Origin of the sequence: Methylobacterium sp. J-059, assembly GCF_022829485.1 — a bacterium.
In the GTDB taxonomy this organism is placed as follows: Bacteria; Pseudomonadota; Alphaproteobacteria; order Rhizobiales; family Beijerinckiaceae; genus Methylobacterium.
This window is the reverse complement of record NZ_JAKSYA010000133.1, coordinates 47,442-59,286: the sequence shown is the minus strand read 5'-3', so window position 1 is coordinate 59,286 and position 11,845 is coordinate 47,442. Positions and strand designations below refer to the sequence as shown.

The following is an 11,845-nucleotide window of genomic DNA, read 5'->3' as shown; positions in this document are numbered from 1 at the left end:
GGGCCGCCCGGGTGAAGCCGCCGGGTGCGCGTGTCGCTGCACCCGGCGGCCTCGCGCCTCAATAGACCTGCGCCGCCGCGTCCTTGCCCTTCGCGGCGCCGTCGGTGCGGTTGGTCTTGTCGATCGCGCGCTCGACCACCTTGGCGATGCCGATCATGATCGTGTCAATCACGTAGTCCTTCGGCGTATAGACCGCCGAGACGCCCATGTTCTTCAAGACCAGCTCGTCGTCGGGCGAGATGATGCCGCCGACCACGAGCGGGATGTGGTCGAGGCCGGCCTCGCGCATCTTCGCCTTCACGTCGCGCACCAGCGGGACGTGGCTGCCGGAGAGGATCGAGAGGCCGACCACGTGGGCGCCGGTCTCCTTCGCCTTCGCGACGATCTCGGCCGGGGTCTGGCGGATGCCGTCGTAGGTCACGTCGAATCCGACGTCGCGGGCGCGCAGCGCGATCTGCTCGGCGCCGTTCGAGTGGCCGTCGAGGCCGGGCTTGCCGACGACGATGCGCGGCTGCTCGCCGAGGCGCTCGCCGAGATCGGCGATCAGCAGCTTGGCCTCCTCGGCGGCACCGGACGAAACGGTCTGAAGAGTGACGCCGGTCGGCGCGCGGTACTCGCCGAACACCTCACGCAGGCGCGTCCCCCACTCGCCGGTCGTGACGCCGGCCTTCGCGGCGGCAATCGAGACCGGCATGATGTTGGCACCCGAGCGCGCCGCCGCCTCGAGCTCCTCGAGCGCCTTGCCGACGGCGTTGTCGTCGCGCTTCGCGCGCCAGTCCCGGATGCGGGCCTCGGCCTCCATCTCGACCGTCTCGGACACGGTGAAGATCGCGCCCTCGCCTGCGGTGAGCGGCGAGGGCTCGCCCTGCTGCCACTTGTTGACGCCGACGACGATCTGGTCGCCGGCCTCGATCGCCGAGATGCGGCGGGCATTGGATTCGACGAGCGACCGCTTGAGCGCGCCGGTCTCGACCGCGGCGACCGCGCCGCCGATCCCGCCGATGCGCTCCAGCTCGGCCCGTGTCTCGACCTTGAGCGCCTCGACCTTGGCGTCGATCACCTTCGAGCCGTCGAAGATGTCGTCGTACTCAAGGAGGTCGGTCTCGAAGGCGAGGATCTGCTGCATCCGCATTGACCACTGCTGATCCCAGGGGCGCGGCAGGCCGAGCGCCTCGTTCCAGGCCGGCAGCTGCACCGCGCGGGCGCGCGCCCGCTTCGACAGCGTCACCGCCAGCATCTCGATCAGGATGCGGTGGACGTTGTTCTCAGGCTGTTGCTCGGTGAGGCCGAGCGAGTTCACCTGCACGCCGTAGCGGAAGATCCGCTTCTTCGGGTCGTCGATGCCGTAGCGCTCCTGGGCGATCTCGTCCCACAGCTCGGAGAACGCGCGCATCTTGCAGATCTCGGTGACGAACCGCAGGCCTGCGTTCACGAAGAACGAGATCCGCCCGAACACCTCCGGGAAGCTCTCGGCATCGAAGTTCGGGTCGTCCCGCACGGTGTCGAGCACCGCGATCGCGATGGCGAGCGCGTAGGACAGCTCCTGCACCGGCGTCGCCCCGGCCTCCTGCAGATGGTAGGAGCAGACGTTCATCGGGTTCCACTTCGGCACCTCCTTGGTCGTGAACAGGATCACGTCCTTGGTCAGCCGAAGGCTCGGCGCCGGCGGGAACACGTAGGTGCCGCGCGACAGGTACTCCTTGATGATGTCGTTCTGGGTGGTGCCCTGCAGCCCCGAGAACGGCGCGCCCTGCTCCTCCGCCACCGCGAGGTAGAGCGACAGCAGCCACGGCGCCGTGGCGTTGATCGTCATGGAGGTGTTCATCTGGACGAGCGGGATGTCGTCGAACAACGTCCGCATGTCGCCGAGATGGGCGATCGAGACGCCGACCTTGCCGACCTCGCCGCGCGCCAGCTCGTGGTCGGGGTCGTAGCCGGTCTGGGTCGGCAGGTCGAAGGCGACCGACAGGCCGGTCTGCCCCTTGGCGAGGTTGCCCCGGTACAGCGCGTTCGATTCCTTGGCGTTCGAATGGCCCGCATAGGTGCGGATGATCCAAGGCTTGTCGCGCTTCACCCCGTCGACGCTCGCGCTCGCGCTCATGTCACCCGTCTCCGCTGATCCGTTCGTCGCGCGGCTCGCTCGCCCCGCCCCTTGCGGCGCACCGTAGCGAAGCCGTCGCGGGCCGTCATCTCATGCGAAGGGCCGGCGCCCGTCACCGGGCGGCAAGGCGCCCGCAAAAATCTCAGGGTCGACATCAAGGAAATTTGACGGGGATCGGTGGCACCGCCGCGGTTTCGAACGGTTCCAAACCGCTCGACGCGCGTTGGCTGGCCGCATTCGGACCTGGACGCGCGGCGTGCGCGCCCGACCACGCGGATCACCAAGCCAAGGAGCCCTGCACGATGGCAGACACCTCGCCCCGTCTGACGACGGCGTTCGGAAACCCGATTTCCGACAACCAGAACTCGCTCACCGCCGGCACCCGCGGCCCGGTGCTGATGCAGGATTACCATCTCATCGAGAAGATGGCGCATTTCAACCGGGAGCGGATCCCGGAGCGGGTCGTCCACGCCAAGGGCTACGGCGCCTACGGCACCTTCCGGCTGACCCGGAGCCTGTCGCAGTACACCCGTGCCAAGGTGCTGACCGAGGTCGGGCAGGACGTGCCGATGGTGGCGCGCTTCTCGACGGTCGGCGGTGAATCCGGCTCGGCCGACACCGCCCGCGATCCGCGCGGCTTCGCGCTGAAGTTCTACACCTCGGAAGGCAACTGGGACCTCGTCGGCAACAACACGCCGATCTTCTTCGTCCGCGACGCGATCAAGTTCTCCGACTTCATCCGCACCCAGAAGCGCGATCCGCGCACCCACCTGAAACCCCATTGGCGCCGCTGGGACTTCTGGGGCCTCTCCCCCGAGGCGATCCACCAGGTCATGATCCTGTACTCGGACCGCGGCACGCCGAAGTCGGCCCGCTTCATGAACGGCTACGGCTCGCACACCTTCTCGCTCTGGAACGAGGCCGGCGAGCGGCACTGGGTGAAGTTCCACTTCCACACCCAGCAGGGCATCCAGAACTTCTCTGCGGCGGAAGCCGACAAGATCGCCGGCGAGGATCCGGACTACTCGGCCGCCGATCTCTCGACCGCGATCGAGAAGGGCGACTTCCCGAAGTGGAAGGTCTCGGTGCAGCTGATGCCCGAGCTCGACGCCGACACCTACCACATCAACCCGTTCGACCTCACCAAGGTCTGGCCGCACGGCGACTATCCGTTGATCGAGATCGGCGAGATGGAGCTCAACCGGAACCCGGAGAACTACTTCGCCGAGATCGAGCAGTCGGCCTTCGAGCCCTCGAACGTCGTGCCCGGCATCGGCTTCTCGCCGGACAAGATGCTGCAGAACCGCCTGCTCTCCTACGGCGACGCGCACCGCTACCGCCTCGGGATCAACTACCAGCAGATCCCGGTGAACCAGGCGAAGAAGGCCGCCGTCCAGACCTACCATCGCGACGGCGCGATGCGCACGGACGGCAACCACGGCGCGCAGGTCGACTACCAGCCGAACTCCTTCGGCGGGCCGGTCGAGGATCCGTCGGTGGCCGAGCCGCAGCTGCGGATCACCGGGGATGCCGGCCGCTACGGCTGGCCGGGCGACGACGCCGACCTCTACGGCCAGCCGCGGGACCTGTGGACGAAGGTATTCGACGACGGCGAGCGCAAGCGGCTCGTGGAGAACATCGTCACCTCGATGGGCGACTCGCCGCGCCACATCCAGGATCGAATGATCGGGCACTGGTACAGGGTGCATCCCGACTTCGGCCGCGGGGTCGCGGAAGGTCTCGGCATCGAGACGAGCAAGGCCGCCGCCGAATAGTTTTTGGGTGGCCGCCAAGTTAATTTTGTATCCAGAAGGCGTCGGCATGAGCCGGCGCCTTTTTTCTTGTCGGACACCGTACTCCTGGCCTTTCGGACGACTTGCAGACCCTTGGACGCCTCATCCTTCGCCGTTATAGCGCTAGGCCGGAACCGCGGCGTCGTCAGAACCGCGAGCGGGCACGAAACGGATTCAGGAGAGAGACGATGGCTGCCAGCGCGGCACTGCAACCGGCCAGCGCCGGGACGGGCGAGGTCAAGGACCTCTACGAGATGGGCGAGATCCCGCCGCTCGGTCACGTGCCCGCCAAGATGTATGCCTGGGCGATCCGCCGCGAGCGCCACGGGCCGCCGGAGGATTCGCATCAGCTCGAGGTGCTGCCGGTCTGGGACATCGGCGACGACGAGGTCCTGGTCTACGTCATGGCCGCCGGCGTGAACTACAACGGCGTCTGGGCCGGCCTCGGCGAGCCGATCTCGCCCTTCGACGTGCACAAGGCCGCGTACCACATCGCCGGCTCCGACGCGTCCGGCATCGTCTGGGCGGTCGGCGCCAAGGTGAAGCGCTGGAAGGTCGGCGACGAGGTCATCGTCCACTGCAACCAGGACGACGGCGACGACGAGGAGTGCAACGGCGGCGACCCGATGTTCTCGTCCTCGCAGCGGATCTGGGGCTACGAGACTCCCGACGGCTCGTTCGCCCAGTATTGCCGGGTGCAGTCGCGCCAGCTGATGAAGCGGCCGCAGCACCTCACCTGGGAGGAGGCCGCCTGCTACACGCTGACGCTCGCCACCGCCTACCGCATGCTGTTCGGCCACGCGCCGCACACCGTCCGCCCCGGCCAGAACGTGCTGATCTGGGGCGCCTCAGGCGGCCTCGGCGTGTTCGGCGTCCAGCTCTGCGCCGCGTCCGGCGCCAACGCCATCGCCGTGATCTCGGACGAGTCGAAGCGCGACTACGTGATGAGCCTCGGCGCCAAGGGCGTCATCAACCGCAAGGACTTCGACTGCTGGGGCCAGCTGCCCAAGGTGAACTCGCCTGAGTTCAACACCTGGACCAAGGAAGCCCGCAAGTTCGGCAAGGCAATCTGGGACATCACCGGCAAGGGCAACGACGTCGACATCGTGTTCGAGCACCCGGGCGAGGCGACCTTCCCGGTCTCGGCGCTGGTGGTGAAGCGCGGCGGCATGGTGGTGTTCTGCGCCGGCACCACCGGCTTCAACATCACCTTCGACGCCCGCTACGTCTGGATGCGCCAGAAGCGCATCCAGGGCTCGCACTTCGCCCACCTCAAGCAGGCCTCGGCCGCCAACCAGTTCGTGATCGACCGCCGGGTCGACCCGTGCATGAGCGAGGTGTTCCCCTGGGAGAAGATCCCGCAAGCGCATACCAAGATGTGGAAGAACCAGCACCCGCCCGGCAACATGGCCTGCCTCGTCAACTCTCCGCGCGCCGGCCTGCGGACGGTCGAGGACGTGATCGAGGCGGCGGGTTTTCCGCGCGGCTGACGCGAACTCTTCGAAGCCTTAAGACCCGCGTCCCTCAGGGGGCGCGGGTTTTTCTTTGGCCGAGGGATTCGCGCGCGGCGCGTCGTGGCACGCTCCCGTCCGGGCCATCGTCACGCATCGCATCGAGGCGCCCGTGCCCACCCTCCCCCCTCTGCGGGGGAGGGTGGCCCCCGTGAGGGGGGTCAGGAGAGGGGACGCACCGCACGTCCGCGACAGGCGACCCGACGAGGGTTCGAGCCGGTCGTGCAGCGTGCCGTCCGCGCTACCGCTTCGTCTCGGTCCCCGGCAGGTGGCGCCCGTAGCTTTCCTGCTTGGTCGCCTTCTCGGTGATCAGGTCGGCGTAGGCCTGCCGCATCTCCGGGGAGACGGAAACCGTGCGGGCCTTCTCCTTCTTGCGCTTGGGCGCTTTCTTGAAGGTGTTGCTCGTCTCGCTCATGCCGGGCCTCGCGTCGGGGTGGTCGGGGTCGGCGTGCCCGGATCTGGCTCGCCCGGGGCAGGCGGATCGCAAGGGAACGCGACGAACGAAAGAAGGCGGGGCGGCTTTCGCCGTCCCGCCTTCGTGTTTCTATCGTCCGAGGAAGATAGAGGCCAGTCGCTGGAGCAGGCCCCGCGGTGCGGGCGGAGGCGCGCTCTGCCCAGGACTGTCCCCGATCTAAGCGTTCGCGGCGAAGGGGTGGGTCGCGGACTTGCGCTGCTCGGTGACCGCGGCGGCCTTCGGCTCGCCGGAGACGGCGCGCTGGATCGACAGCTTGGTGGCCTCGTAGTTGTACTTCTGGATCTTGGCGTCGTCGGCCGCTTCCCAGTGGATGAACACGCCGACCAGGATGAACAGGTCGTCGGCCTCATCGGCGGGGATGATGCCCTCGGCGACGGCGTCCTGCACGGCCATGGCGACGCCATGCTGGGCGGGGCCGAACATCTGGACGGCCTGACGGGCGTCGTTGATGGTCACCTTGTTGAACATCAGGGTGTTGGGCTTGCACGGCAGGTTCGGCGCGATGACCGCGAGCAGGCTGGTGAAGCCGTGCTTGTTGTTCACGAGGCCGTTGCAGAAGGCGGTCTCGGCCGGCGAACCGCGCGGTCCGATGATCAGGTCGATGTGGGCGACCTCGTTGCCGTCGCCGACGAGGGCTTCGCCGACCTGGACCTTGGTGATCTTTGCCATTCGGGTTTTCTCCCTGGATTCCAAACTCAAGGACCGCGGCCCGTCGAGTCGGGCGCGGCCGGAAGCCATCCTTGTTCGCGACGCCCGGCCTTGGAAAAGCCGGGCCGGTTAGCCCGGATAGCGGCGCGAACCCTACAGCGCGGTCCGGCCCGTCACAACCCATGGCAACGCGCTGAAATCGATATTAAAAGTGCGGCCCGGCGCTTGACGGCGGGAACTTTTTCAGAGGGCGCCCGCAGGGTCCGCGACGCGGGCGCCCGCGGATGCGAGGGCATCGCAGAACAGCGTGGCGACGGTGAAATCGGCGCTGGTGCCGGGATTGATCCCGGCGGCCTTCCACGCCGCGTCGAGCGCCAGCAGGCGCTCCACAGGCCGGGCGCGCAGGTCGAGGCCTGTAAGCGCCTCCACGGCCTCGGACCGCACGGCCTCCGCCCGGTCGGCGCCGTGCTTGCGCGCCACGTGACTGTCGGGAAACGCCTGCAGGTAGGCGAGATGCACGGCGGTGGTGCACCAGGCCGGTTCGAGATCCTTTTCGCGCGCGGCTGCCAGAGCCGGGAGGCCGACCCGGACGAGGTCGGCGAAGCCGTCGGTGTAAGCGCGGGCGATGCGGTCGCGCGGGGCAGCCTCCTGCATTGCCGCCACCAGGGAATCCGGGGCCGGCGCGGCCACGTCGTGCCGTCCGGCCCGGCCGAGCCCGCCCGGGTTGGCGAGGCGGATCGCGTCGAAGACGCCTTGCGCATCCGCCGGTTCGAGGCCGACCAGCACCTCGGCCACGGTGGTTCCCCGCTCGGCGGCCAGCGCCAGGGGCGCGCAGAGCAGGAGGATGCCGAGGTTGGTGTTCTGTCCCACCGCCGCCATCGTCGCCGCGACCGCGTCGCGGACCCGTGCGCCGAGCCCGGCTCCGCCGCGTGCCAGGGCGGGCGCCGACACCGCGGCGCTCGTCGTGAAATCGGCCACCGCCATGCGATGGCCGGCGGCGTAGGCGTGGACGTTGCCGGGTTTCAGGGCCTCGAGCTCGGCCAGGCACGCCGCCTGGTACGAGGCCGCGATCGCCTCCGGCGCGAGGCGCATCAGGCGACCACGAGCCGCGGCCGGCGCGCGGACCGGACGGCGGCGAGGAAGCCGCGCACCACCGCCCCGGCGATGTCGACCTCCGAGACCTTCTGCAGCCCCGACCATGCCGGCATCGAGTTGACCTCGAGCACGAGGAAGCCGCCCTCCCCGTCCTCGACGAGGTCGATGCCGGTGTAGTCGACGCCGACCGCGGCGGCGGCGGCCTCGGCGAGCTCGGCCGCCCGCGCCGGCATCGCCCAGGGCAGCGGGCGGCCGCCGAGGTGGACGTTGGTGATCCAGCCGTCGCCCTCGCGGATCATCCCGGCGATGGCCCTGCCTTCGCAGACGAAGACGCGGTAGTCGCGCCACAGACCGTCGCTGCGGGGCACGTAGCGCTGGAGGTAGTAGACCCGCGAGACCGCATCCTCCGGCGGCAGGTCGTCCGGCCGCTCGATCAGCTGCAGCCCCTCGCCCTGCGAGCCGAACAGCGGCTTCAGCACCAGGGGCCGCCCGGGGCCGGCCTCGCGCGCGACGATCTCGGCGGCGGCCGTGCGCTTCGAGCACACGAAGGTGTCGGGCGTCGGCAGGCCGGCGCGGGCGATCATCAGGCTGGTCGCCGCCTTGTCGACCGAGCGCTCGATCGCGACCGGCCCGTTCCAGACGGTGACGTCCGAGGCCACCAGCGCATGCAGCACGCCCAGACGCATCGTCGTGGCCTCGAAGGTGCCGCCGGCGATGGTCCGCAGCAGCACGCCGTCGGGCAGCGTCCCGGCGAAGCCCGGCACCTGCAGGGGCTCGCCGCCGCCGGTGACGATCGCCACGTCGGCGAGCGAGTACAGCACCGGCTCGACGCCCTGCGCGCGAAGCGCCGCCAGGAGCCGGGCCTTGTGCCAATTGCCGTTGTCGGCCGCGAGCGCGATGCGCATTCTGTCGGTCACCCCAAGGATGGTTCAAGCCGCCGGTTCCGCCGACACGCATTGCCCTCCCGCTCCACGCCGTCATCCCGGGGCCGCGAAGCGGAGCCCGGGATCCAGAGCCGCCGACGGTGCCCGAGCTTGCCGCCACGGCGGATCTGGATTCCGGGCTCACCTGTGGCGCCCCGGAATGACGATGGTGGGGAAACCCCGGGAGAGCCGCGGGCGATGGCCTTCGTGTCGTGAAAGCCGGCCTCGACTGCCGCTATGAGAACGACGCCTCGACCAGCTCCGGCATCAGCTTGCCGCCGCGGAAGGTCGCGCCGGTGCGGATGGAGGTGACGATCGCCTCGGCCGGCGAGAACAGCGCGCCGTCGATCTTGTAGAAGTCGCCGTTCACCCGCGAGAAGATCTCGGCGAAGGGCGCGCCGTGGTCGCTCGACGTGGTTGAGGGCAGCTGCTCGGCGAGCTGCTTGGCCTCCGCGTCGTCGGCGTCGACGAAGAGCTGGACCCGGCCGCCGTAGATGATCGCGTCGTTGGTGCGGCCCATCGCCTTGATGAAGTCCGGGTGCTGCGGCGACAGCGGCGCCGAGCCGATGCCGTCGACGATCCGGTGCAGGTCGAAGCCGACCGTGTGCGCCTTGTGGAGGGCGACCTCGAGCACGCGGGCAACGACCTGTGTCGCGCCGGCGAGGCTCTGGGTCGGCGCGAAGATGAAGGTCAGGTCCTCCGGGCGCAGGGAGCAGGCCTCGGCGACCTTGGCGACGACGCTGGCCGGCGGCCCGCCGGCGGCCTCGAGCACCAGGGCGGTCTTCGTGGCCGAATCGCGGTAGCCGAGCTCCTTGTAGAGGTCCTCGACCACGGCGACGGCGCGGCCCGGGCCGGAGCCGAGGGCGAAGAAGCCGGAATCGCCGTCCTCGTCGGCGAGCGACCAGCCGGCATACTGGCTGCCGAGGCAGGCCAGCACCGGGTCGGCGGCGTGGACGATCACCGAGTACGGCCAGGACGGGATCGGGCCCGACGGGCTGATCGAGACGGTACCGAGGCCGCCGAGGCAGATCTCGGCGATCCGGCGGCCGGCCTCGATCGAGCCGCGCGCCGAGGCGCCGGCGTCGACCATGCGCGCGCCGCCCGGCACCTGTGTCACGGACAGGCGCAGAACGTCGGCGTCAGCGACGAAGCGCTCCACCAGGGGGGTCGCGATGGCGTTCAGGCTCGGCTGGTTGGTGCTCATGCGTTTCCTCCTCGGACAGCCGGTCGCGCAAGCTGGCGATCCGGGTCCCCAATTCTTGTCGTGCCGCCGGCCCGTCCGGCCCCCCCGCCAGGACCGTGCAGAGCGGGGCGTCCCGCATCACCCGTGTCCCGGCGCGGGGCCGGTCCCGCACGTGGTCCGGCCAGGCGACCGCCGGGACGACGGCGTGATCCCGCGCCGCGTAACAGATCTGCGAGGCCGCCGCATCCTCCGGCGCCGGCCCGATCTCGGGCGCATGGCCGAGGCAGGCCTCGACATGCGCGCGAAGAAGCGGCACGCCGCGCCGGTCGAGCACGTCGAGGGTGGCGCCCGGGCGCGGGTTGATCTCGGTCAGCCACCATGCCTCGCCGTCGGACAGAAAGTCGACGCTCGCGAGCCCGCGCAGCCCGGTCGCGCGGACCAGCTCGTCGGCCGCCTCCGCGACGGCGGCGACGATGGCGTCCGGGAGCGCGGAGGCCTCCCGCCGCCCCGGCGCCAGCGCGCCGGCATAGCGGAACGGGCGCAGGAGAGACGGCGCGCTCCACTGCTCGGTCAGCGCCAGGATGCGCGCGCCCGACGCGTCGGCCAGGATGTTGAGCGCGAAGGCGCGGCCCGGGACCCGGGCCTGGAAATAGGCGCCCGCCGGCGCCGGCCCGCTTGTCGCCGCGCGGATATGGCTCCCGCCCGAGCCCCCGGCCCGCTTGAGCAGCCAGGCCTTCGGGTCGTCGAGCCGCGCCCGCGTCACCGCCGGATGCGGGATGGCGAGCGTCGCGCACAGGGCCGCGAAGCGCAGCGGGTCCTTCAGCGCGGACACGGTCTCGGCCCCCGCGCCGACCAGGCGATGGCGCCGCGCGATCGCAGCGATCAGCGCGGGTGCGGCCTCGAAGCCGCTGCCGAGCACCACGCCGAGCGGAGCACCGCCGGCCATCGCCGACAGCGCGTCGAGATGGGCGAGCACCGTCTCCGCGAGCCGTCCCGTGCCGAACCGGCCCTCGAGCGGGCGATGCGCCGCGGCGAGTTCCAGGGTGTCCGAATCGGCGAACAGGTCGGCGACGAACGGGCGCAACCCGGCGCGGCGGGCGGCCTCGGCCAGGGCCCGCCCCGACTGGGCCGCGATCAGGATCGCCGCGCCGGCCATGATCGCCCCGCCGGCCTTGCCGGTCTCAGCCGGCGATCTCGACGGCGAGGGCGTAGGCGTCGCGGAAATCGAGGCAGAGCGGCGCCTCGGCCGCGAGCATCCGCCCGAACAGCTGCTTCTGCGTCTGGTACTTCACGTTGCCGACGGCGAGCGCGCCGATGCCGACGCCCTTGCCGACCGGAAGCGCCACGTCCACCGCGTTGACGTCGATCCCGGCGATGCCCGCCGGCGGCACCGCGTTGACGTCCGAGGCGACGAGCAGGTTCGGGGCCGCGCGCAGGTCCTCGGCCGAGAGGATCGGAATGCCGGCGGGGCCGGCCGAAAGGATCACGTCGGCATCCGCGATCGCCTTGCGGCGGTCGTCCGGCGTGGTGCCGTCGATGGCGCCGACCTCGATCCCGAAGCGCCACTTCATCGTGAAGGCGATCTTCGAGACCCGCTCCTCGCCGTCATGGCCGACCAGCACCGTCCTGGCACCTTCGAGCGCGCCGATCACCGCGGCGACGTAGGCGACGACGCCGGCGCCCCCGAAGATGACGATGCGCTTGTCCTTCAGGCCGGTGCCGAATTTCTGGCGCAAGGCCCGCGAGACCTGCGCCACCATCGCCGCGCCGGTGGTGAAGGAGCCGGCCGGGTCGGCGAACAGGTGGTTGGCGAAGGGCGGCACGAAAGCCTTCCTGGCCCGGTCGACCATGTCGAGGGCGTCCTCGGCGTTCTTGCCGCCGATGAAGATGCCGGTGCGGACGCCGTCTCCGGGCGCGCGCGAGAAGATCGAATCCTGCGTGAGCGAGACCACGTCCGGCAGCGTCACGTCGGTGTAGGTGACAATGGTCTCGAACCCGGCATCGACGGCCATGTTCACGTCGAACGGGCTCATGTGCTTGAGCGGCGTCAGCATGTGCAGGATCGAGCGGGCCATGGGGATTCCCTGTCTGGTGCGAGGATCGTCGGTCGGTGTCG

The 11,845-nt window shown here is 70.2% G+C and carries 10 protein-coding genes; 2 read left to right on the top strand and 8 right to left on the bottom strand.

Annotation, left to right across the window (positions count from 1 at the left end; genetic code table 11):
• Positions 1 to 58: 58 nt before the first annotated feature.
• The gene (locus tag MKK55_RS19455) at positions 59 to 2,101 is read right to left on the bottom strand and encodes a protein meaA (RefSeq protein ID WP_243937219.1); all 2,043 of its coding nucleotides are present in this window, start codon (positions 2,099 to 2,101) and stop codon (positions 59 to 61) included.
• Positions 2,102 to 2,403: 302 nt separating this feature from the next.
• Between MKK55_RS19455 and MKK55_RS19450 the strand changes: the two genes are divergently transcribed.
• Together MKK55_RS19450 and ccrA are read left to right on the top strand one after the other, a co-directional pair.
• Positions 2,404 to 3,876: a catalase gene (locus MKK55_RS19450; RefSeq protein ID WP_243937218.1), complete on the top strand. Its 1,473-nt coding sequence runs from the start codon at positions 2,404 to 2,406 to the stop codon at positions 3,874 to 3,876.
• Between the two features lie 206 nt (positions 3,877 to 4,082).
• The gene (gene ccrA, locus MKK55_RS19445; protein ID WP_243937217.1) at positions 4,083 to 5,384 is read left to right on the top strand and encodes a crotonyl-CoA carboxylase/reductase; all 1,302 of its coding nucleotides are present in this window, start codon (positions 4,083 to 4,085) and stop codon (positions 5,382 to 5,384) included.
• 262 nt (positions 5,385 to 5,646) lie between these two features.
• On the opposite strand, the gene MKK55_RS19440 is transcribed toward ccrA, so the two are convergent.
• From MKK55_RS19440 to MKK55_RS19410, 7 genes are all read right to left on the bottom strand, one after another.
• A complete protein-coding gene (locus MKK55_RS19440) occupies positions 5,647 to 5,820 on the bottom strand; it encodes a hypothetical protein (RefSeq protein ID WP_187274654.1) in 174 nt (57 codons plus the stop codon).
• Positions 5,821 to 6,036: 216 nt separating this feature from the next.
• Positions 6,037 to 6,549 (bottom strand): 5,6,7,8-tetrahydromethanopterin hydro-lyase, encoded by a 513-nt coding sequence (fae, locus tag MKK55_RS19435; RefSeq protein WP_147726855.1) that lies wholly within the window; start codon positions 6,547 to 6,549, stop codon positions 6,037 to 6,039.
• Between the two features lie 222 nt (positions 6,550 to 6,771).
• Positions 6,772 to 7,620 (bottom strand): triphosphoribosyl-dephospho-CoA synthase, encoded by an 849-nt coding sequence (locus MKK55_RS19430; protein ID WP_243937216.1) that lies wholly within the window; start codon positions 7,618 to 7,620, stop codon positions 6,772 to 6,774.
• Positions 7,620 to 8,528, bottom strand: coding sequence for a RimK family alpha-L-glutamate ligase (locus tag MKK55_RS19425; protein WP_243937215.1), 909 nt, complete (start codon positions 8,526 to 8,528; stop codon positions 7,620 to 7,622). Before MKK55_RS19425 ends, MKK55_RS19430 begins: the two co-directional genes overlap by 1 nt.
• Before the next feature lie 253 nt (positions 8,529 to 8,781).
• On the bottom strand, positions 8,782 to 9,750 hold the full coding sequence (gene mch, locus MKK55_RS19420; RefSeq protein ID WP_243937213.1) for a methenyltetrahydromethanopterin cyclohydrolase: 969 nt from the start codon (positions 9,748 to 9,750) through the stop codon (positions 8,782 to 8,784).
• A complete protein-coding gene (locus tag MKK55_RS19415; protein WP_243937211.1) occupies positions 9,686 to 10,885 on the bottom strand; it encodes an ATP-grasp domain-containing protein in 1,200 nt (399 codons plus the stop codon). The genes mch and MKK55_RS19415 overlap by 65 nt, the downstream gene beginning before the upstream one ends.
• A gap of 25 nt (positions 10,886 to 10,910) precedes the next feature.
• A complete protein-coding gene (locus MKK55_RS19410) occupies positions 10,911 to 11,804 on the bottom strand; it encodes an NAD(P)-dependent methylenetetrahydromethanopterin dehydrogenase (protein WP_147842522.1) in 894 nt (297 codons plus the stop codon).
• Between the last annotated feature and the right edge of the window lie 41 nt (positions 11,805 to 11,845).